At 37.1% G+C, this 20,547-nt stretch carries 20 protein-coding genes and 1 riboswitch; of the genes, 7 read left to right on the top strand and 13 right to left on the bottom strand.

Features of this window, described 5'->3' with window-relative positions; all coding sequences use genetic code 11:
- Positions 1–168 precede the first annotated feature (168 nt).
- Positions 169–253: riboswitch (cyclic di-GMP riboswitch) on the top strand.
- 18 nt (positions 254–271) lie between these two features.
- From ACTWQB_RS15665 to ACTWQB_RS15650, 4 genes are all read left to right on the top strand, one after another.
- On the top strand, positions 272–415 hold the full coding sequence (locus tag ACTWQB_RS15665; protein WP_443140120.1) for an anti-repressor SinI family protein: 144 nt from the start codon (positions 272–274) through the stop codon (positions 413–415).
- Between the two features lie 146 nt (positions 416–561).
- The gene (locus ACTWQB_RS15660) at positions 562–1,647 is read left to right on the top strand and encodes an AI-2E family transporter (protein ID WP_443140119.1); all 1,086 of its coding nucleotides are present in this window, start codon (positions 562–564) and stop codon (positions 1,645–1,647) included.
- A gap of 304 nt (positions 1,648–1,951) precedes the next feature.
- Positions 1,952–2,806 (top strand): PucR family transcriptional regulator, encoded by an 855-nt coding sequence (locus ACTWQB_RS15655; protein ID WP_443140118.1) that lies wholly within the window; start codon positions 1,952–1,954, stop codon positions 2,804–2,806.
- 102 nt (positions 2,807–2,908) lie between these two features.
- Complete coding sequence (locus ACTWQB_RS15650; RefSeq protein WP_443140117.1) at positions 2,909–4,042, top strand: ABC transporter ATP-binding protein; 1,134 nt, start codon at positions 2,909–2,911, stop codon at positions 4,040–4,042.
- A gap of 296 nt (positions 4,043–4,338) precedes the next feature.
- Here the strand turns inward: ACTWQB_RS15650 and nagB are convergent, their stop codons facing one another.
- Both nagB and nagA read right to left on the bottom strand, forming a co-directional pair.
- A complete protein-coding gene (nagB, locus tag ACTWQB_RS15645) occupies positions 4,339–5,046 on the bottom strand; it encodes a glucosamine-6-phosphate deaminase (RefSeq protein WP_443140121.1) in 708 nt (235 codons plus the stop codon).
- 10 nt (positions 5,047–5,056) lie between these two features.
- Entirely contained in the window at positions 5,057–6,190 is a 1,134-nt protein-coding gene (gene nagA, locus ACTWQB_RS15640) for an N-acetylglucosamine-6-phosphate deacetylase (RefSeq protein ID WP_443140116.1), read from the bottom strand.
- A 115-nt stretch (positions 6,191–6,305) separates the two neighbouring features.
- On the opposite strand from nagA, the gene glcD reads away from it, so the two are divergent.
- Positions 6,306–7,712, top strand: a complete 1,407-nt coding sequence (gene glcD, locus ACTWQB_RS15635) for a glycolate oxidase subunit GlcD (protein ID WP_443140115.1) — start codon at positions 6,306–6,308, stop codon at positions 7,710–7,712.
- 10 nt (positions 7,713–7,722) lie between these two features.
- Positions 7,723–9,015: a (Fe-S)-binding protein gene (locus ACTWQB_RS15630; RefSeq protein ID WP_443140114.1), complete on the top strand. Its 1,293-nt coding sequence runs from the start codon at positions 7,723–7,725 to the stop codon at positions 9,013–9,015.
- Positions 9,016–9,174: 159 nt separating this feature from the next.
- Here ACTWQB_RS15630 and ACTWQB_RS15625 read toward each other — a convergent pair whose 3' ends face one another.
- The 9 genes from ACTWQB_RS15625 to ACTWQB_RS15585 form a co-directional block, all read right to left on the bottom strand.
- The gene (locus tag ACTWQB_RS15625; RefSeq protein ID WP_443140113.1) at positions 9,175–10,047 is read right to left on the bottom strand and encodes a MurR/RpiR family transcriptional regulator; all 873 of its coding nucleotides are present in this window, start codon (positions 10,045–10,047) and stop codon (positions 9,175–9,177) included.
- Between the two features lie 103 nt (positions 10,048–10,150).
- Positions 10,151–11,056 carry an N-acetylmuramic acid 6-phosphate etherase gene (gene murQ, locus ACTWQB_RS15620; protein WP_443140112.1) on the bottom strand — a complete coding sequence of 302 codons (906 nt, stop codon included), beginning with the start codon at positions 11,054–11,056 and terminating at the stop codon, positions 10,151–10,153.
- A 9-nt stretch (positions 11,057–11,065) separates the two neighbouring features.
- Positions 11,066–12,211 carry an exo-beta-N-acetylmuramidase NamZ family protein gene (locus ACTWQB_RS15615; protein ID WP_443140111.1) on the bottom strand — a complete coding sequence of 382 codons (1,146 nt, stop codon included), beginning with the start codon at positions 12,209–12,211 and terminating at the stop codon, positions 11,066–11,068.
- Positions 12,212–12,219: 8 nt separating this feature from the next.
- The gene (locus ACTWQB_RS15610; RefSeq protein ID WP_443140110.1) at positions 12,220–13,116 is read right to left on the bottom strand and encodes a carbohydrate ABC transporter permease; all 897 of its coding nucleotides are present in this window, start codon (positions 13,114–13,116) and stop codon (positions 12,220–12,222) included.
- A 13-nt stretch (positions 13,117–13,129) separates the two neighbouring features.
- Positions 13,130–13,987, bottom strand: coding sequence for a carbohydrate ABC transporter permease (locus tag ACTWQB_RS15605; RefSeq protein ID WP_443140109.1), 858 nt, complete (start codon positions 13,985–13,987; stop codon positions 13,130–13,132).
- Between the two features lie 86 nt (positions 13,988–14,073).
- Positions 14,074–15,330: an ABC transporter substrate-binding protein gene (locus ACTWQB_RS15600; protein WP_443140108.1), complete on the bottom strand. Its 1,257-nt coding sequence runs from the start codon at positions 15,328–15,330 to the stop codon at positions 14,074–14,076.
- A gap of 86 nt (positions 15,331–15,416) precedes the next feature.
- On the bottom strand, positions 15,417–16,454 hold the full coding sequence (locus ACTWQB_RS15595; protein ID WP_443140107.1) for a serine hydrolase domain-containing protein: 1,038 nt from the start codon (positions 16,452–16,454) through the stop codon (positions 15,417–15,419).
- Positions 16,447–17,418 carry an N-acetylglucosamine kinase gene (locus tag ACTWQB_RS15590; RefSeq protein WP_443140106.1) on the bottom strand — a complete coding sequence of 324 codons (972 nt, stop codon included), beginning with the start codon at positions 17,416–17,418 and terminating at the stop codon, positions 16,447–16,449. The genes ACTWQB_RS15595 and ACTWQB_RS15590 overlap by 8 nt, the downstream gene beginning before the upstream one ends.
- Before the next feature lie 58 nt (positions 17,419–17,476).
- Positions 17,477–17,971 (bottom strand): VanZ family protein, encoded by a 495-nt coding sequence (locus ACTWQB_RS15585; RefSeq protein WP_443140105.1) that lies wholly within the window; start codon positions 17,969–17,971, stop codon positions 17,477–17,479.
- Positions 17,972–18,081: 110 nt separating this feature from the next.
- Between ACTWQB_RS15585 and ACTWQB_RS15580 the strand changes: the two genes are divergently transcribed.
- On the top strand, positions 18,082–19,173 hold the full coding sequence (locus ACTWQB_RS15580; protein ID WP_443140104.1) for a M20 peptidase aminoacylase family protein: 1,092 nt from the start codon (positions 18,082–18,084) through the stop codon (positions 19,171–19,173).
- Positions 19,174–19,196: 23 nt separating this feature from the next.
- Here the strand turns inward: ACTWQB_RS15580 and proC are convergent, their stop codons facing one another.
- A complete protein-coding gene (gene proC / locus ACTWQB_RS15575; RefSeq protein ID WP_443140103.1) occupies positions 19,197–19,988 on the bottom strand; it encodes a pyrroline-5-carboxylate reductase in 792 nt (263 codons plus the stop codon).
- Between the two features lie 248 nt (positions 19,989–20,236).
- A complete protein-coding gene (locus tag ACTWQB_RS15570; RefSeq protein ID WP_443140102.1) occupies positions 20,237–20,365 on the bottom strand; it encodes a hypothetical protein in 129 nt (42 codons plus the stop codon).
- Positions 20,366–20,547: the final 182 nt, after the last annotated feature.

The following is a 20,547-nucleotide window of genomic DNA, read 5'->3' as shown; positions in this document are numbered from 1 at the left end:
AACAAGCTGCTGGGTTGGCAACTGAAGAAGAAGCCACCATTACGACCTAAAGGTCGATCATATAAATAATGCAGCTAACTTAATACAGATGGAACGTCGTCATTTACACAAACTTTTTGACACTCCCCTAAAAAGCTTATACAATTAAATTAAGAATAAAAGTTCGATGCAGTTTAAGGGCAAACCTTTTGAAAAAAAGGGGCGCAAAGCGAGTGGTCTAAGGGGTGGAACCTAAGATAGCACAGCTGCCTCATCTGTTGGGGGAGGAAGTATGGTAATTATGACACATTATCAGAAGGCGACTGAAAAGCAACTGGATCGAGAATGGGTTTTATTAATGAGAAAAGCTAAAGAGATGGGTGTCAGCAAACGGGAGATTAGAAATTTTATTGATGTACAACGACCAAATTTATAAACACCATCAACCGTGAGCATTATAGTTCACGGTTTCTTTATGTTTAATTCCTATCATTTTGGTAAAACTAGAAACATAAATAAGTAGACTAGAAAATTTTACTATAATACAATTGAGATAAATGTTTTAAGAGAGTTGGTGAATACGTGCCTAATGGAAAATGGTTTCGAGTCGGTTATGCCATTATTATCATCATGCTAATCATCTTTTTATCGACTAAAATACAGTTTATTTTCGCGCCAATATTTGTTTTAGCTCAAACGATCTTCACACCACTCATTATTGCGGGTATTCTATATTATTTAACACGACCTGTCGTGGATTTACTAGATAATAAAATGCCTCGTCCAGTTGCAGTGCTAATCGTTTTTTTAACAGGAATTGGATTAATTGTTGGTTTGACGATGTTAGTCTATCCGGAGCTTCAAAAACAGATTGAAAACTTCGCAGAACAAGTCCCAACCTTTATTGATGATGCGAACCAATTTTTACTTGCCGTACAAAATAGTGAATGGTTTAATAGAATTTCCCCGGATCAGCAAGCTATTACGGAATGGCTAGAAGGTATCGAAGGGCGTTTAACAGAGATCGCTTCCAATGTAGCCAGTCACATCACGACATACATAGGTGTCTTAGCAAATATATTAATTGTCTTAATCGTTGTACCGTTTGTTTTATTTTATTTACTTAAAGACGGCGAACGTTTACCGAAACGAATTATAGGATTTCTACCTAAAAAATATAAATATGAAGTTGGCGAAATTTTAGATGAAATGGATGATGCATTAAGTAACTACATCCAAGGTCAGATTATCGTGAGTATCTGTGTTGGGGTGTTGATTTACATTGGGTACTTGATTATCGACCTTCGTTTTGCCTTAATCTTAGCGTTTATCGCTTTGTTTACGAACTTTATCCCGTTCATCGGTCCTTGGATTGGTACAGCACCTGGGGTTATTGTTGGACTATTTGAATCACCATTACAAGCTCTTTTAGTTGTTGTGGTTGCGGTCATTGTTCAACAAATCGAAAGTAACTTGATTTCTCCTCAAGTTATGGGTAAAAAGTTAAACGTCCACCCGATCACGATTATTTTCCTATTATTATTCGCAGGAAAATTTGGTGGGATTGTAGCGATGATTATCGCTGTGCCAACTTATGCTGTTGGTAAAGTTATTGTAAGTCATATTTATCGAATTATTAAACTCAGAAATAAGGAAATGTTTGACTAAATTAAGCCAACCGAATTCGTTCGGTTGGTTTTTTATATTAATATTCTGATTCGCTATCGGTGGACGCTTTCCGCAGGCACGGCTTCAACTTCCCCAAACTCACTTCCGTTCGTTTGACGGGATTCTCAGCTCGTGCTGTTCCTGCTGGAGTCGCCACCTTCGCTCCTCACAATTATAACTCCCAATTTCTATTCACTCTTAATTCATCACTCAAATTCACAAAACCTAATTATCCTTTTAATAATTTAACAATTAATTTTGTCTGATATAATAGACTTAAAGTACTCGCAAAAGGAGTCTATCTATGGATTTTCAGAAGTTAAAACAGTTATTCCCGAATCTTAGTAGAGTTCAGTCGGAAGATGAAAGCTTTTTCACATTTCGTGTCAAAGGACAGCTTTATGCGATTCCTGAACAAGAACTTAACTATGAACAAAAGCAACTTATTCAAGCTTTTTCAGACGATGAAATTTTACATACACAGGAAGAAAAAAACTGGCTTAAGTTTTTAAATGTAGAAACTGAAAAAGCTCCTGGCTCTTATAACCACTTTCGATTCATTGTTATGAACTTACAGAATCAAAATTACGATGCTAAATCATTAAAAGAGTCTATTTCTTTAATTTTAAATAAGCGTGTCTTATTCTTTTGGCATCATTCTCATCAACTTGTCTTACTCGAAGATTTAGATAGCGAGCCGATTCCTTTTGAAGAAATCATTGATGTCATGAGTGATGATCTAGATTTAAATATTAAGTTAGTAGTCGGTAACTCATTAGAAAATGTAGAAGAAGCGCCTCGTTTTTATAAATGGTTTACTCAAATAGCTGAACAAATATTAGACTACACATCTAAGCGACTCGTTTACCAAGAAGATGCTCTCTTTCTTCTTCTACCTCAAAAATACACAGGCGAAGAACGTCATTATTTTACACAATCAATCTTACGCGACAGTATAAATGAACCTGATTTAATCAAAACAATCAAGACCGTTATTGAACACCATGGCAACGTGAGCGCAGCTGCAAAAACACTATATATGCACAGAAACAGTGTTCAATATCGAATTGAAAAATTTCAAGATTTGACTAACAAAGATATAAAAGATTTCAAGGATATGTTGGACGTCTACTTAGCCATCCAATTAATAGAATCATAGACATGCACAAAAGTATCTGAATTTTTTGTGCAATCCTTCTATATGAAAACGTTTACTTAAAGCATAAACTTAAGTTGACACTTTTAAATTGGGGGAATTCAAATGGCTGAATTACGTTTAGAAAACATTAATAAAATCTATGATAAAGACGTACATGCTGTACAAGACTTCAACTTACATATCCAGGACAAGGAATTTATCGTATTCGTCGGTCCATCTGGTTGCGGTAAATCGACTACTCTTAGAATGATCGCTGGTTTAGAAGAAATTTCATCAGGTGAATTCTATATTGATAATGAATTAATGAACGATGTCGCACCTAAAAACCGCGATATTGCAATGGTTTTCCAAAACTATGCTCTTTACCCACATATGAACGTGTATGACAACATGGCGTTTAGTTTAAAGCTTCGTAAAGTCAATAAAAAAGAAATTAAAGAACGCGTGCAAAAAGCGGCAGAAATTTTAGGTTTAGAAGAGCTTCTAGACCGTAAACCAAAAGCTTTATCAGGTGGTCAACGTCAACGTGTTGCATTGGGTCGTGCAATTGTTCGAGACGCTAAAGTATTCTTAATGGATGAACCCTTATCAAACTTAGATGCTAAGTTACGTGTACAAATGCGTGCGGAGATTCAAAAGCTTCACCAGCGTCTACAAACAACGACTATTTATGTTACACACGACCAAACAGAAGCGATGACTATGGCGACTCGCCTTGTTGTGATGAAAGACGGCGTCGTACAGCAAGTTGGTTCACCAAAAGAAGTTTACGATAAGCCAAATAACGTCTTCGTTGGTGGTTTTATTGGTTCACCAGCCATGAACTTCTTAAAAGGGATATTAAATGAGAATTCTATTACGATTGAAGGTCATGACATCTCAATTCCTGAAGGACGTATGAAAGTGTTACGTGACCTAGATTATGTAGGGAAAGAAGTTCTATTAGGCATTCGCCCTGAAGACTTACATGACGAACCTGCCTTTTTACAAACAGCTGAAGGCGCAACATTCGAAGCAATGATTGATGTAGCTGAATTAATGGGTTCTGAATCATATCTATACTCGAAAATTGGTGATCAAGACTTCACAGCCCGTGTGGATGCTCGTTCCAATGTAGAAGCTGGCCAGTCGATTACACTCGGCGTTGATATGAATAAAGCACACTTCTTTGATGTCGACACAGAAGAACGAATTGATTATCAAGGTCAGGTAAAAGAAGAAACACAGGAAGTTTAGAAGACATAACACCTTACAAAAGAGCCGAACTCTAGGTTGTACCTTTAACAACTAAAGTTCGGCTTTTCTATGTCGCTACATCAAAATGCTTCGCTTTCCGCAGGCACGGCTTCAACTTCCCCAAACTCACTGTCGTTCGTTTGACGTGATTTTCATCTCGTGCTGTTCCTGCTGGAGTCTTGCATTTTGACTACGCTAATACCTACCAACCATGTTGTGTTATTTATGGCTAATGATTTACATTCAATGCTCTTCCTATTGTCGCTTTTTCTCTTCATATCTCAGTTGCAGTCTTTTCACCAACCATAAATGACTCTCACATTAGGATGTTGAGTTAGTATGCTTGCTGGGAATTCTTCACTCACTTCCCCTTCTAACAACCTTTTGATTGCAGGCTTCTTATTTTCACCATAAGCCAGCAATAAGATTTCTCGACTCTCCATAATATTCTCAATTCCCATGGTAATCGCATGAGTTGGCACGTCTTCTTTTGATTTAAAAAATCGAGCGTTTGCCTCTCGAGTGGAATCAGTTAACTTAATGACATGCGTACGAGATTGAAAGCTCGTTCCTGGCTCATTAAATCCTATATGACCATTCACACCTAACCCCAACACTTGTAAATCAACTGGACCGCTTTCTTTTAACTTTTGATCATACCTTTCGCATTCTCTCAAAGGATTATCTGCAAACCCATTTGGAATATAAATATTCTCCTCTTTTACATCAATCGACTTAAACAGGTGATGTTGCATAAATTGATAATAGCTTTGAGGATGACTTCGATTGATTCCAACATACTCATCTAAATTAAACGTTTTTACTTTTTCAAAACTAAGGTCGCCTTGCTTATATTCATTAACTAGTCGTTCGTACATGCCAGTTGGCGTACTGCCGGTTGCCAAGCCTAAAACCGCATCTGGTTTCTCTGCTACTTTACGTTTAATTAATTGAGCAGCCATTTCACTTAACTCTTCATAGGATTGAACCTTATACGTTTTCATTCCACTCAATTTATTCATATAAAACACCTCGGCAAAAGGTTTTGTGCACATTAAAATCTGCATCTACTAATATTAAATCTGCATCTTTTCCCACTTCTATACTCCCTTTTCGGTTAAAAACTCCTAATTGCTTGGCTGGATTCACGGCCGTCATTTGTATGATTTCTCTAAAGCTTGCCCCCGCTACTTCTTTCATATTTCTCGCTGCTTGGTCCATCGTCAAGACACTGCCAGCTAAGGTCCCATCATTAAGCGTTGCCTTACCCTCTTTTACCGTCACTTCCTGCCCACCAAGTGTATATGATCCATCTGTCATTCCTTTTGCTCGCATAGCATCAGTAATTAAAATCAACCGTTCAGACCCGATTGTATTAAATATTAACTGAAGCATATCATCACTCACATGGATTCTATCAGCAATTAGTTCACTCTTTAATTCATTCATCAGCATTGCTGCCCCCACTGCTCCAACATCACGGTGGTGAATTCCATTCATCGCATTACAAAGATGCGTCATTTGGCTAACACCTCTTTTAACCGCTTCTTTTATGTCAGATGAGCTTGCATCCGTATGCCCTGCTGAAGCTATAATACCCTTTTCTTTTAGAAATTGAGTCAGTTGACCTTCTGCATCCAATTCGGGCGCAAGTGTCACAACCTTTATCATGTCATTCGATAACTCGACCCATCTTTGCATCAGGTTTACGTCAGGTTCAACAATATGTTCTTTAGGTTGTGCGCCTGCTTTTTTCTTCTCCACAAATGGACCCTCAAGATGAATCCCTAATATCTCTGCACCACGGTGATCATCTAAATGACTTATAACATCTAGCACTTGCTCGATTGCCTTGTGTTCACTAGTAATTGTCGTAGGCAAAAAGGATGTAACCCCTTCTTTCGTGATGGTTTCTGCTATTTTATGAATCGCATTACTCGAATCATCCATCACGTCTGCCCCACCAGCACCATGAATGTGACCATCAATAAAGCCTGGAATTAAATTTAACCCTTCTCCATTAAGCGTTTGACCGTCGCTATTAGTTTCCCCAATGCTTTTGATGATTCCATCCTCGATTAAGAGAGAACTATTTCGAATAACATGATACTCTGTATATACATTAACGTTCTTAATTAGTATTTTCATCGAATCACCTTTGAACTTTTATTTTAAATAATTATAACTATTTTCGTAATATTATTTCATTACATCTACATTCATATTATAATAAAATATAAGATTAATAAAGGGAGAGTTGTTCATGGTTAGTGATTCTTTTATTAAAAGTTTAATAGACATTGTTGGAGAATCACATGTCGAACAAAGAGAAAGTGGACTTATAGCTTACTCTTATGATGCAACACCTAATTTCCAGAGTAAGCCTGATGTGGTTACAAGTCCAAAAAATACAGAAGAAATATCACAAATCGTTAAACTATGTAAAGAACATAAAGTACCGATCGTTCCTCGTGGTTCAGGAACAAATCTAGCTGCAGGTACCACACCGACACAAGGTGGCCTCGTCATTTTATTTCATAGAATGGATCAAATTTTAGAAATAGATGAAGAGAATCTAACGATTACCGTGCAACCTGGAGTTATTACGAAAACGATCTGTGACACCGTTGAAGCAAAGGGGCTTTTTTATCCGCCAGACCCAAGCTCTATGAAAATATCAACGATCGGTGGGAACATCAATGAGAATTCAGGTGGACTTCGTGGTTTAAAGTACGGCGTTACGAAAGATTACATATTGGCCCTAGAAGTCGTTTTACCAAACGGAGAGGTCATTCGTACTGGTGGAAAGCTTGCAAAAGATGTCGCAGGATATGACTTAACAAAATTATTGGTCGGTTCAGAAGGAACGCTTGGGATTATAACTGAAGCGACTTTAAAACTGATACCAAAACCAGAGGCTAAACAAACGCTACTCGCCATCTATGAATCTATTGATCAAGCATCTAAGACGGTCTCTAGCATTATTGCTCATAAAATGACACCCGCCACACTAGAATTTATGGATCAAGCAACGATTCACGCTGTTGAAGAATATTCAAAGCTTGGACTACCAACAGATGCTGAAGCTGTCTTATTGATTGAACAAGATGGCCCACCATCAATCGTAACAAACGATATCGAACAAATAGCTTCACTTTGTAAAAATGAGGGCGCCATCAACGTACAAATAGCACAATCAGAGGAAGAAGCTGACCGTCTAAGAGAAGGACGTAGAGCAGCTTTATCAGCTATTGCTAGATTAAGTCCAACTACTATATTAGAAGATGCGACGGTACCCAGGTCAGAAATTGCACCTATGGTAAGAAAAATAAATGAAATAGCTAAAAAACACGCTGTTAAGATTGCTACTTTTGGGCATGCCGGTGATGGGAATCTTCATCCTACCTGCATGACGGATGCTCGCAACAAAACTGAAATGGAGCGCGTCGAAAAAGCTTTTGAAGAGATCTTTGCTTACGCAATTGAGTTTGGTGGAACGATTACAGGCGAACATGGTGTTGGGGAAATGAAATCGCCATATTTAGCCTGGAAAGTTGGCGAGGCAGGTTTAGAGGTAATGAAAAACTTAAAAGCAGCATTTGATCCCGAGAATATTATGAATCCCGGAAAAATGTTTGCGAAAGAAACCCGAAAACGATTGATAGTTTGAGGTGTTAAATATGAAGACGATTCAAAGAGAATTTGAAGAACGAATTAAAGAAAATGAACTTCTTAATTGTATGCGATGCGGATTCTGCTTACCCGCATGCCCGACCTATGTCGAAACAAAGAACGAAGTCCATTCCCCAAGAGGCCGAATCGCTCTGATGAAAGCAGTTCGTGATGGAGAGATCGAATCATATGAAGAAGTAGAAGAATCGTTGAATGTGTGTTTAGGTTGTCGTGCGTGTGAGCCCGCATGTCCAGCTGGAGTTAATTATGGACAATTACTTGAAGAATCACGTGCCATTTTTAACGAGCAAAAAAATCATTCAATTAAAGAAAAGGCTGTTCGTAAAACAGTATTTACTCACCTTTTCCCTAACCAGAAACGAATGGAACAAGCGACAAGTCTACTCGGATTCTATCAAAGATCAGGTCTACAAAAAACAACTAGAAAGCTAGGGTTCATGAAGCTACTTCCAAAGCACATGCAACAAATGGAACGAGCTCTGCCTAAAGTCACCAAATCAAAAAATGTCGAGGCTATTTTTAAAGCTGAAAGCGGAACTAAAGCAACAGTTGCCATGTTTAAAGGGTGCCTCATGGATACAATGTTTAAGGAGACGAACCAGTCAACCATCAAGCTATTGAATAAAGCTGGTTGTGATGTTGTCATACCTGATACACAAAGCTGTTGTGGCGCTCTTCATGGACATAGTGGTGAACAACAAGGTGCGGTTCAGCTTGCTAAGCAAAACGTCGAAGCGTTCGAATCCATAGATTGTGATTTTATTATTACGAATGCGGGTGGTTGCGGGGCATTCTTACACGATTATGACCACTTACTCAAGGGTGACCCAGCTTGGGCAACGCGAGCAAAACATTTTGTTGAAAAAATAGTTGATTTCTCAACCATTTTAACGAGACTTAATTTAATAGAAACACATAATTTTAAGCTACCCACTCAAACAGTTACTTATCAAGATTCTTGTCACCTACGAAATGTGATGAGGGTTTACAAAGAGCCACGAGAACTTATTCAAGCAGTTGAAGGCGTTAACTACGTTGAAATGCAACAAGCTGATTCTTGTTGTGGATCAGCAGGAATTTATAATATCACTCAGCCAGAGATGTCCATGCAAATACTCGATGGTAAAATGGAAAAGATCGACCAAACACACGCCCAAACAATTGTCACCTCTAACCCCGGCTGTTTAATTCAGATTAAATTAGGAATTGAACGTGAAGGCAAGACGGACTTCGTTAGAGCTGTGCATTTAGCGGACTTTTTGTTAGAAGCTATAGATTAAAAAGTAGAAAAATCAGCTGACCACGGTTAGCTGACTTTTTACTTATTTCAAATGGAAATCAATTGTTCTCTTCGGTTAACGTACACTTCTCCCGGTTTCGCGTACACTTCCCCTGTTTTTACGAAAAATTCCACTTCCCCTGCACTGGGAAAGTGGAATTTACTTTTTCTTTTTAACTTTTTGATTTAAGTTCTTAATCGCATCACGAGTGGAATCTAAGTAATTGACCGTTTGTTCATAAGACCTAGAAGCAACACACATAAAGAGTATATCAATCACATGTAATTGCGCTAAGCGTGACGAAGTGGCTCCACTACGAAACGTTGCCTCTTTAGTGGCAGACGTATATAAGCTTACATCCGCTTGATCAGCTACTGTTGATCTTCCATACTTAGTTAAACTAATCGTTTTTGCACCCTTAGAATTAGCTAATTCCAAAACCTTAGCGACCTCATGAGTTTCTCCAGAAAATGATATGCCTACAACGACATCATCTTCTGTCGCATTAGCCACTACAGTTGCCGCCATATGTAAATCTGTAAAAACAGAAGCATTATAATTAATTCTAGAAAACTTTTGATGAGCATCAATGGCAGGGATGCTTGAAGCCCCAACTCCAAAGAAGTGAACTCTTTTACCGTTTAATAAAAAATTAACGGCTTCATTTAGACTATTATTATCCAATAGTTCCGCGGTTTCTTGTATGGTTTGAGTACTGTTGGTCGTCACTTTATCGATAATAGAGGAAACGGGTTCATTAGATTCAATGTCCCGAAATTCGATAACCTCTTTCTTATTAAGATCCCCTACAATACGAATTTTCAGCTCTTGAAAACCTTTAAGGTTAAGCGATTTACAAAGCCGAATAACAGCTGCACTGCTTGTCTCACTTTCTTTACCCAAGTCCGTCGCTGTCATATTAATCGCCTTTTCAGGGTTTTCTAATATATATTGCGCTATTTTTCGCTCTGATGGAGGCAGTTTATCTTTCATTTCTTTAAGCATGAAAATCCCTGCTTTTACTTGACCCATCTACTAGCTAGCCCCTTTCTAGGTAAAAACTTCATATCACTCTTTAATTATAATGAAAGTGAAGACTCGTAATCAATCAATATATAAGGAGGGTCTCCCCTCCTTACTGTTTCGATCGTTTAACTGCTTCACGCACAAACCCATTTGACTGGTCTAATAGTAAAGTTGCCTCATTAAAATTAACCTGTGCTAACAACATGACAATCGCTGGTTTAACTGTATATCCTGTTTCTTCTAAAACAAGTGTAGCTTCTTCGTACGGTACTCCAGTAGCCTCACAAACGATATTTTTAGCACGTTCTCTTAGCTTAAAATTTGAAGCATTCACATCTACCATTAGGTTTTTATAGACTTTACCCACTTTTACCATAGATGCTGTTGAAATCATATTTAACACCATCTTATGAGCTGTCGCTGCTTTTAAACGAGTAGATCCTGTTAACACTTCTGGGCCTGTTACAACTTCAATTGGATAGTCAGCAAATTCACTGATATCGGCACCTCGATTACTAGTTAAACTAACTGTTGTCGCCCCAACCTTTTGAGCATATCTTAATGCCCCTTTGACATATGGGGTCCTTCCACTAGCCGCGATTCCAACAACGACATCCGATGATTTCACCTGTTTCTGTACTAAATCGGATTCACCTAAATCTTCATCGTCTTCCGCGCCTTCAACTGCAACCATCAATGCCTGCTCTCCACCAGCTAATACAGCCTGCACATGTTCAGGACTTGAGCTGAACGTTGGCGGGCACTCAACCGCATCTAATAGACCAATTCTACCACTCGTACCAGCTCCAACATAAAACAGACGCCCACCATTTTGAAAAGCTATTTGGACAGCTGTCACGACTTTTTCAATAGTCGGTATGACATGTTGAATAACCGTTGGAATGGCTTGATCTTCTTGATTCATTAATTCTAAAATTTCTCTAGTGGTCATCTGGTCTAAATTAGTCGACTTTTCGTTATATGACTCTGTAGTTAATTTTGTCAGTTTATCCATATGATCATCCTAGCTATATATAAGATACTTTTCACGAGTTGGCAAAAATGCCTCTAACTCATTACGTATTCCATTTAGATATTCATCCAAATTAGAATCAACAATTGCTTGACGTAGTTCATTAGTTCCTGCAAGTAAGTCGAAGAAATAATGGTCTGAACGTTCGTCTTTTATAAACTCAAAATCTGCAGGGTACATTTGATAAATAATATTTATAAGCTGCGCGCCAATATAAAAGGAATTAATTTCATCTCTATCTAAAACATGTAACTGAATTCCATGACAAACCTCGCCACTAAACTTTTGATAGGTTGGAGTAAAACTTACAGGCCTGGCGATAACCCCACTCAAATTTAAATCATTAAATTTACTAGTTACTGCCCTAGCATCAATAAATGGAGCACCTATCATTTCAAAAGGTCTTACAGTACCTCTTGCTTCAGATAGATTAGTACCTTCTATTAAACAAGTTCCTGGGTATAGCAACTGCATTTCAACCCCTGTAACATTTGGTGAAGGCGGTACCCATGGCCAATCTAGTTCATCAAAGTATTTGGATCGATCCCAATTTTCCATTGGTATTACTGTTAACGAGCACTTAATATCAAATTCTTTATTAAACAATCTTGCTAATTCCCCAACAGTCATCCCGTGGCGTATAGGTAGTGGGTATAACCCAACAAATGATTTATAGGAATCTTTTACGATATTACCTTCAACATGTAATCCATTTATGGGATTAGGCCGGTCAAGTACAATTACTTCTTTTTTATGCTCTTTACAAGCTTCTAAAATATAAGCAAGTGTGTAAATATAAGTATAGTAACGCGAACCAATGTCCTGTATGTCGAATATGACAACATCGACTTTACTTAACATGTTTGAAGTTGGTCGTCTCGTTTCTCCATACAAACTATAAATTGGTAAACCCGTAATTTCATCTATACTATCTTCGACCTCTTCTCCTTCTTTTAAATCAGCTCTTATACCATGCTCAGGTGAGAATAATGTTGTAAGATTCAATCGATCATTTAGTAAATCAATGGTTGACTCTAACTTTCTATTTACTCCAGTCGGATTAGTTACAAGACCGATTCTTTGTTTTTTATAATTATCAATATATTTATCAATGAATATTTCTAATCCTAGTTCCATAAAGCCTCCTAACCTTTTATAGATCCTGAAGAAGAATTATCTACAAAGTGTTTCTGTAGTGCTAAGAAAACTATTAGAATTGGAATCAAGGCAATAATGGTACCCGTAGCAATTTGACGAGTATTAGCAGAAAATGCACCTTCAAGTTTATATAGACCTAATGTTAAAGGATACATACTAGAGTCTTTTAATACTAATAATGGCCACAAGAAATTATTCCAAGCAGCAATAAAGCTCAATATAGCAAGCGTCGCTAACATAGGTTTGGTCATGGGAAGTAATATTCTCCACCACATTTGAAATATATTAGCTCCATCCATGATTGCTGACTCTTCAATTTCTTTAGGTATACTTTTAAACGCCTGTCTCATTAGAAATATACCAAAGGCATTAACCGCTCCAGGTAATATAACTCCTGTATAAGTACCTATGAGATTAAACTCATTTAATATTAAATAAATCGGAATCATGGATGCTTCTACTGGAATCATCATTGTTGCAATGATAGCTATAAAAACTATTTTATTCCCTTTAAAGTCAATTCTTCCAAGTGCAAACCCTGCTAAACTTGCAAATAACAATGGAAATAGCACTCCAAAAAACGTTAGGATAAAGCTATTGAATAAGAAGGTTGGAATAGGAAGTGTATTCCATACTTCAATGAAATTTTGAATTGTAAGATCTTCTGGTATAAGTTTAGGTGGATTCGAAAATACAGGTTCACTCGAACTTTTTAATGAAGTAGATAACGTCCAAATAAATGGAAGAACAGTTATTCCAGCTAACAATGTTAAAACAAAATAAGAAACGAATTTACTGAACGTATTATGTTTCACTTTGATAAACTTCTTCTTGTTATTGCTTTTGACTTTAACTTCATACTGCTCTAACCCTGGTTGATTCATATATAATCCCTCCTTACGTCTCATCCTTTGTATCTTGTAATAACATGTTAAATATTGTTATAACAAGAATAATTAAAAATAACACAGTTGCAATTGCACTCGCATACCCCATATTTATATTTTCGATACCTTCTTTATAAACTAAATATACTAATGTAGTCGTTGAGTTTAACGGACCACCATCAGTCATTACTAACATTAATGTAAATTCCTTAAATGCACCCATAGTAGAAATAACTGTTACAAAGAAAATAATCGGTTTTAGGAGTGGAACTGTAATTGATAAGTGTTTTTTCCAAAAACCTGCACCATCTAATTCTGCCGCTTCGTATAGATCTGGTGATATAGATTGAAGCGCTGCAAGATATATAATCATGAAATATCCAATACCTTGCCACACTGTAACTATCGCAATACTAATCATTGACGTGCTTGGACTTGTTAACCAAGGAATTGGGCCAATGTTCAATATTCCTAATATGTAATTGAATAAACCATCACTTGCGAACATCCACTTCCATAATAATGCCGTTATTACAACAGAAACTAATACTGGGAAGTAAAATGCAAGACGATAAACCTTTATAGCCCTTAATTTTTGATTAACTAAAACTGCTAATATCAAAGATAGAATTGTAATAGCGGGTGTTACCATTATCCAGTATAAAAAAGTATTACGAAAAGCTTGCCAAAACTTTCCGTCTTCCATTAACTTCGCATAATTTTCTGCTCCTACCCATTCAGGTGGTGTGAAAACGTTATAGTCTGTAAAACTTAAATATATGACCCAAAATATTGGGATGATACTAAACACCAATAGTAGAATCATTGCAGGCGATAGAAATAACCAAGCATGCCTTTGTTTATACATTGTTCTCCTCCCTCATTTAAAATTTTAGACTCTATATGAGAAAAACTCATATAGAGTCTAATACAAATAACCTTTTTAGTTATATATTATTCGGCTAATAAATTATTAACTTGTTCCTCAGCATCATCAAGAGCTTGCTGTGGATCTTTATCGTTAATAAGCACTTCTACATATTGTTCGTTTAAGATAGTATTAATTTCATTAGCATTTCCGATTGGTGGTGCCATATCAACTGCTTTATCGATATTTGTAGCTGAATAGTATAGACCTTTTTCTTCTGGATCTTCAGAGTTCTCACCAGATAAGAAATATTCGTCCTCTGCTGCTTCTGAGTTTGTAGGTAAAATAGGTACTAATTTTGAGAATTCTAGTTGATTTTCCTTGTTAGTAATAAATTCTACAAACTTCACTGCCGCTTCAGGGTTGTCACTCTGCTCCGAAACAACTAAGTTCTGAATAGCAGAATAAACATTATTTGCGTCTCCTACAAAGAATGGAGCAGCTTTAGATTTTTCATAAACTTCTGGGTTTAAGTCTTTAATCTGTCTAAATAACTGTGGTCCTGATACCCACCATGCAGCTTTTTCATCCGCGTACCATTCTTTCGCAAGACTATTATCTAATAAAAGGTCATCTGGAATTAAACCTTTATCATAGTATTCTTTACGATCTTTCAGAAGTTCTAGAGCTTTATCAGTATTAAATGCCGCTTGCGTTCCATCTTCAGTAACCAAATCAATACCATACGTTGGGAATAATACCCATAGATCTTGCCAAGCTGTTGTAGTATAACCACCAGCTATAGCTCCAGTTTCTTCATATATAACTTCAGACATTTCCCATGCTTCTTCAATAGTGGCAGGTGGTTCTGAAAAGCCAGCTTGTTCTAGAATTTCAGTATTATAGATTACACCACCAGTTGTGAAATACCAAGGCACTGCATACGAAACCCCATCCACTTTACCTGAGTTCCACAGACCTTCAGGATATAAATTTTTAAATTCGCTTGCAGCTTCATCCATATCTAGTAATGCCCCGACGTCTGCAAGTTTCTTTGTAAAACGCGGGTTTAAGTTAACAACATCTGACATATCTCCACTTGAAGCTTCGGTAAGTGTTTTTTCCTCAATTTGTGCAGCAGGAACATCTTCCCACTTCACTGTAATGTCAGGATTCTCCGCCTCAAAGTCTTCAATCATTCCATTGATATAGTCATCAAACGTTGGACTTAATTCCATTGTGTTAAACACAATTTCATTTTTGCCGTCCCCTTCTTCACTACATGCTACCAATACAGTTAACAAAACAATGCTTGATAACATTAACAATATTTTCTTTCCCATACTTTTCCCCCTCTTTATGTAAGCGCTTAAGTACATAATAAAATAAATAAAATAAAATATCAATATTTTTTTAATTAATTGAAATTTTATTTTAGGTAGTTTATGATTTCACTATGAATATCCCTTCTCAGTTGACTTATACTTTTTTCTCTACCTAGGTGCACTCTGTTTGTTAACAAAATTACAAACAATGATTGAGTTGGTTCAAAAAACAAACTAGTACCAGTAAAACCTGTGTGCCCATAAGTATATTCTGAGAATGCAGGGCCACATTGTAAGTCTAAATTACGATTTAATTGCCAACCCAAACCTCTTGACTGATCACTAAACTTAGTTAAGTCTCTTCTTGATTCTCTTAGAATTTTTGACGAAAGTACTCTTGTTCCATTATAGGCACCCTCGTTTTCTACCATATTACAAAACGTACTTAAATCCTCAATAGTAGAGAACAAACCTGCATGACCACTGATGCCACCTAGAGCCTCCGCATTCTCATCATGTACTTCGCCTACTTTAAATTGATTCTTGCGAGAATCGAACTCAGTTGCCGCGAAACACTCTTTAGCTAACTGAGGTAAGAACGTAGTCTGTTTCATATTAAGAGGTTCAAAAATGAATTTACCTGCAAAATTGTTTAGGTTCATGTCTGATACTTTTTCTATAATCAACGATAAAAGAATGTAGTTTAAATCACTATAAATTACTTTTTCATTTAATTGTGAAATTCTTTCTTCTTTTAATAAGTTCTGTATTATGTCATCTCTGTTTGAATTGGTTAAGAAATACGGTTTATGCGCAGGTAACCCTGATGTGTGGGTTAGTAAACTCTGTATAGTCGTATCTTTATATATGTATGTAGGTAAATACTTTACAACTGGAGAATTAAGAGTGATCTCATTTAAATCTATTAGTTTAAGAATAGAAGGTAACGTAGCTACTACTTTTGTTAAAGAAGCTATGTCAAAAACCGTATTTTCTTTCATACGTTGCTTGTTAGGATCAATACTTCTATACCCGAAGTTATTACGATAGATAGTTTGTCCGTTTTTTGAAACGAGTATATTGGCTCCTGGAATTAAGTTATCTTCTATCGCATTTTCAATTAACTTATCTATTCTATTCATTGTTACCCTCCTCGTATGCTTTGATTGTACATTCAAAATTTTCATCACAACGAACCCCTATTGTTCTAAATGCGGCCACTACCGCTCCATAAACTGGCTCAATTTGAACCGTTTTTAATGCTACCGGTCTTGCAAGATATTCTTTTACAAATGGAATCATGATATCGTCTCGGTTAAAAATTCCACCAGATAACACAACCTGTGTTGTAAGGTTATTATCATTTTTTTCAATAAGAGTATTGATAGAGTGAGCAATCTCTCTAGAAGCATTTCGTATAATTTGAGTTGCAACAAAATCTCCTTCATCAATACATTCAAATGCTACTCTACTAACCTTTGCAATAGTCAATCTTGCATTAACAGAATTATAAATAACTTTAATAAGTTCACTTACTTCTTTACAATTAAATAGTTTAAGAACCTTCTTTGTTAATCCCGTTTGCATAGCTCTTCCATCATAATCATGAAAAACAGCTGCTAAACAGTCTTTACCTATTGCATATCCACTTCCCAAATCATCAAATAAATAACCCCATCCTCCCACTCTATTCATTTCTCCATTATGTAAAGACAAGGTAATTGATCCTGTTCCTGAAATGTGAACTATACCGTCTTCACCAAGGGTACCAGCATAAAGTGCATTAATTGCATCATTATTCATATAAAAATCCATCTTGTATTTGTTGCATACGTCTGTAAATATACCATCTAGAAGATTATAATTCTTTTCTTCACCAATACCAGACATACCAGCAAAACACACATGACATTCATTAAATTGTTGTGGTGCTTCTTCCATTAATTCCTTAAAAACCATATTAATAGTCTGATTAAGCTCTATTTGATTAACTGTATTAGGGTTACTTGGTCCAGTAGAAATTGAAGCATAAACTTGCCCATGTTGGTCACATAAAACAGCTTTAGTTTTCGTTCCACCACCATCAATACCAATTACATACGTCATTTTATTACCACACTTTCTAATATTGCTGATTTAATGGTATAATTTTTAAAATAAAGTTTCAAATTTTATTAAGACTATTAAAAAATACTTTCAATAAATAAATACATAAAACCCCAACCAATCCCCCAAACGCATCAATCACCACATCTCCATAATAAGGAGTTCGGCCAGGCGTAAAGCTTTGGTTTAGTTCATCTGAAATCGCAAAATGAATCACCAGAAAGTAGGTGATCAAAATTTGAACATGGATAGATGACTGTAGTGTCTTTTGTACTGCAATAAAAATGAGCACTGCTAATATGAAATAAACGCCAAAGTGAGCGAGCTTTCGAAATAGAAATTCTACAAAAGACTCGAGTCCCATTGCTTCAACACTTCTCACTCTATCATAATATATAAATTCTATTTTGTTTAAGAATGGTTCTAGTTTTTTAAGTGGTAAATAGGTTGATAGAAATGGCTCCATTTCTTGTTCAACTGATGACTGACTTGATAGACCGAAGATGACGAAAAGCCATGACATCGGTAATGCCCACCAAACATATTCTTTCATGTTGATCCCCCTCACTCATAAAATCTATTATAAAAGAATTTTTTCAAATATTGAAACAGATGCTTTAGTGTGCTAATCTTTTAAAAAATCAGTAAAGGAGACACTCAACTATGACAACAATCCAGGATATTTTTAATCACTTACATACACATGCTGAAATAAGCTGGGAAGAGTTTGAAACCACAAATTATATAAAAGGTCTATTAGAATCTGAAGGCGTTCAAGTACAAACATTTACAGATATACCAGGGTTAGTCGCTGAAATCGGCTCAGGAAAACCTATTGTAGCTGTTAGAGCTGACATGGATGCGTTGTGGCAACGTGTTGATGGCGAATTCAAAGCCAATCATTCTTGTGGTCATGACGCTCATATGACGATTGCATTAGGGACGTTATTGTCTTTGAAAAATAAGGATTTTGACGGGACAGTTCGATTCTTATTTCAGCCTGCTGAGGAAAAAGGTGACGGCGCATTAACATTTGTTGAAAAAGGGTTAGTTGATGATGTTGATTATTTGTACGGTATGCACTTGAGGCCAGCTGAAGAATTAGCAAGTGGCGAGTTTTCTCCTGTTATTAAGCACGGGGCTGCACGGTTTGTTCACGGGGCGATTCAAGGTGATGATGCTCATGGGGCTCGTCCGCATTTAAATGCTAATGCGATTAATGTGGCAACAGATTTGAATAATTTAATTAGGAATATGCGAGTAAATCCGATGATTCCGCATTCGATTAAGATGACCCAATTTGAAGCAGGCGGGAAAAACGTGAATATCATTCCTGGAAGTGCGACGTTTTCTGTTGATATAAGGGCTCAAACGAATGAAGCGATGGATGAACTATATCAACAATTACAGGATGCTACTAAGTCAGTTGCTAATTTTCATGGGGTCGATATTAAGTTGGCGCTTGGAGCTAACGTAGCCGCTTCAGTGACGAATGATGAAGCGATTGAGCTAATGAGCGAAGGGATTAAAGTAGCTGTTGGCGAGACTGCTTTAAGTGAACCTATCGTGACAACGGGCGGAGATGATTTTCATTTTTATACGATTAAAAGGCCTCATTTAAAAGCGACAATGTTAGGTATCGGCTGTGACCTCAAACCTGGACTACATCATCCTGACATGACATTCGATTATAATGCGATACCTAAGGCTGTTGAAGTGATGACTCAAACGGTCTTAAAAACACTAAATCCCTAAGGTTAGAGCCTTAGGGATTATCATTAGTCTTTAAAACATGAGTCGATCGCTTTAATAACGGACCCTCTAAACCCGTCTTTTTCTAACGAAGCCAATGCGCGGATGGTGGTGCCATTTGGTGTTGTCACATGATCTTTTAACTCGCCAGGATGAAGCCCCGTTTCCATCACCATTTTGGCAGCACCATAAACGGCTTGTGTCGCGAGCTCGTAAGCTAATTCTCTTGGAATCCCTTGTTTGACTGCACCATCAGCCATCGCTTCGATGAATACATAAACGTAAGCTGGCGATGACCCACTAACAGCAGTAACAGCATTCATCATGTCCTCTTTTACCATCTCAGCCTTTCCATAACTCGAAAATAGCTTATGCAAGTCTTCTAACTCTTGATCCGTTAAGTTATCGTTTGGACAATACGCTGTCATACCTTCACCAACGAAAGAAGGTGTGTTGGGCATTGTTCGCACCACTTTCGTTTCTGATGAGAACAAATTAACCATCTCTTTAAGCGTAACGCCGACTGCAATCGTGACGATAATCGTGTCTTCACGAACATGCGAGCGCACTTCTTCGATAACATCAGGATAAACATATGGCTTAACAGCTAAATATAACACATCGCTTTCAGCCGCTATCTTTTTGTTATCATGACCCATTTCAATGCCAAATCGGTCCGTTACATAATTAATCGTCTTATCTGTAACGGCTGTTGCTTTGACCTGTTCGGGCGAATAACCACCATAAGTAATCATGCCGTTAATAATTGATTGTGCCATTTTCCCACACCCGATAAACCCTATGGTACGGATTGCCATGCCACACACCCCTTTCGAATTGATTTAAGTTTTAATTGATATCATACCTTTATTGTACCCAATTGCCAAGTGTTACTAATATGTTCAAACTTGAAAAACAATTTTGTCATATCAAGGCGGTTGCGAAAGGTTTTTTCCGAAAAATGAAAGTGCTCTATCAACAATTCTGCGCCGCAATTCGACATTCGGGATGCTCCTAACGATAATTCTGTGCTCTCTATCGATAAAACGAGCTTCTCTATCGACATTCACCCGCTCCCTATCGATAAAACAAACTCTCTATCGACATTCATGTGCTCCCAATCGATAAAACAAGCTTCTCTATCGACTTTCGCGTGTTCCCAATCGATAAAACAAGCTTCTCTATCGACATTCACGCGCTCCCTATCGATAAAACAAACCTCTCTATCGACATTTAACCGGTTTCTATCGAATAAAGTAGGGAAACTACTTTCGTAGCTTCCCCCTTATCAAACCGTACGTGCCCTATTAAGGCATACGGCTTACCCTTATGTTCACAATGTATCAAGGTGATGCGTTCCAGGCATTTTGCATCTTT

Source organism: Piscibacillus sp. B03 (assembly GCF_052246295.1).
In the GTDB taxonomy this organism is placed as follows: Bacteria; Bacillota; Bacilli; order Bacillales; family Alkalibacillaceae; genus Piscibacillus.
This window is presented reverse-complemented; position numbering and strand designations above follow the sequence as displayed.

Excerpts from the sequence above, each read along its gene's own strand:
- ACTWQB_RS15665 (WP_443140120.1), top strand. The coding sequence starts at position 272 with ATGGTAATTATGACACATTATCAGAAGGCGACTGAAAAGCAACTGGAT.
- ACTWQB_RS15655 (WP_443140118.1), top strand. The coding sequence starts at position 1,952 with ATGGATTTTCAGAAGTTAAAACAGTTATTCCCGAATCTTAGTAGAGTT.
- ACTWQB_RS15650 (WP_443140117.1), top strand. The coding sequence starts at position 2,909 with ATGGCTGAATTACGTTTAGAAAACATTAATAAAATCTATGATAAAGAC.
- nagB (WP_443140121.1), bottom strand. The coding sequence starts at position 5,046 with ATGAAAACGTATAAGGTTCAATCCTATGAAGAGTTAAGTGAAATGGCT.
- nagA (WP_443140116.1), bottom strand. The coding sequence starts at position 6,190 with ATGAAAATACTAATTAAGAACGTTAATGTATATACAGAGTATCATGTT.
- glcD (WP_443140115.1), top strand. The coding sequence starts at position 6,306 with ATGGTTAGTGATTCTTTTATTAAAAGTTTAATAGACATTGTTGGAGAA.
- ACTWQB_RS15630 (WP_443140114.1), top strand. The coding sequence starts at position 7,723 with ATGAAGACGATTCAAAGAGAATTTGAAGAACGAATTAAAGAAAATGAA.
- ACTWQB_RS15625 (WP_443140113.1), bottom strand. The coding sequence starts at position 10,047 with ATGGGTCAAGTAAAAGCAGGGATTTTCATGCTTAAAGAAATGAAAGAT.
- murQ (WP_443140112.1), bottom strand. The coding sequence starts at position 11,056 with ATGGATAAACTGACAAAATTAACTACAGAGTCATATAACGAAAAGTCG.
- ACTWQB_RS15615 (WP_443140111.1), bottom strand. The coding sequence starts at position 12,211 with ATGGAACTAGGATTAGAAATATTCATTGATAAATATATTGATAATTAT.
- ACTWQB_RS15610 (WP_443140110.1), bottom strand. The coding sequence starts at position 13,116 with ATGAATCAACCAGGGTTAGAGCAGTATGAAGTTAAAGTCAAAAGCAAT.
- ACTWQB_RS15605 (WP_443140109.1), bottom strand. The coding sequence starts at position 13,987 with ATGTATAAACAAAGGCATGCTTGGTTATTTCTATCGCCTGCAATGATT.
- ACTWQB_RS15600 (WP_443140108.1), bottom strand. The coding sequence starts at position 15,330 with ATGGGAAAGAAAATATTGTTAATGTTATCAAGCATTGTTTTGTTAACT.
- ACTWQB_RS15595 (WP_443140107.1), bottom strand. The coding sequence starts at position 16,454 with ATGAATAGAATAGATAAGTTAATTGAAAATGCGATAGAAGATAACTTA.
- ACTWQB_RS15590 (WP_443140106.1), bottom strand. The coding sequence starts at position 17,418 with ATGACGTATGTAATTGGTATTGATGGTGGTGGAACGAAAACTAAAGCT.
- ACTWQB_RS15585 (WP_443140105.1), bottom strand. The coding sequence starts at position 17,971 with ATGAAAGAATATGTTTGGTGGGCATTACCGATGTCATGGCTTTTCGTC.
- ACTWQB_RS15580 (WP_443140104.1), top strand. The coding sequence starts at position 18,082 with ATGACAACAATCCAGGATATTTTTAATCACTTACATACACATGCTGAA.
- proC (WP_443140103.1), bottom strand. The coding sequence starts at position 19,988 with ATGGCAATCCGTACCATAGGGTTTATCGGGTGTGGGAAAATGGCACAA.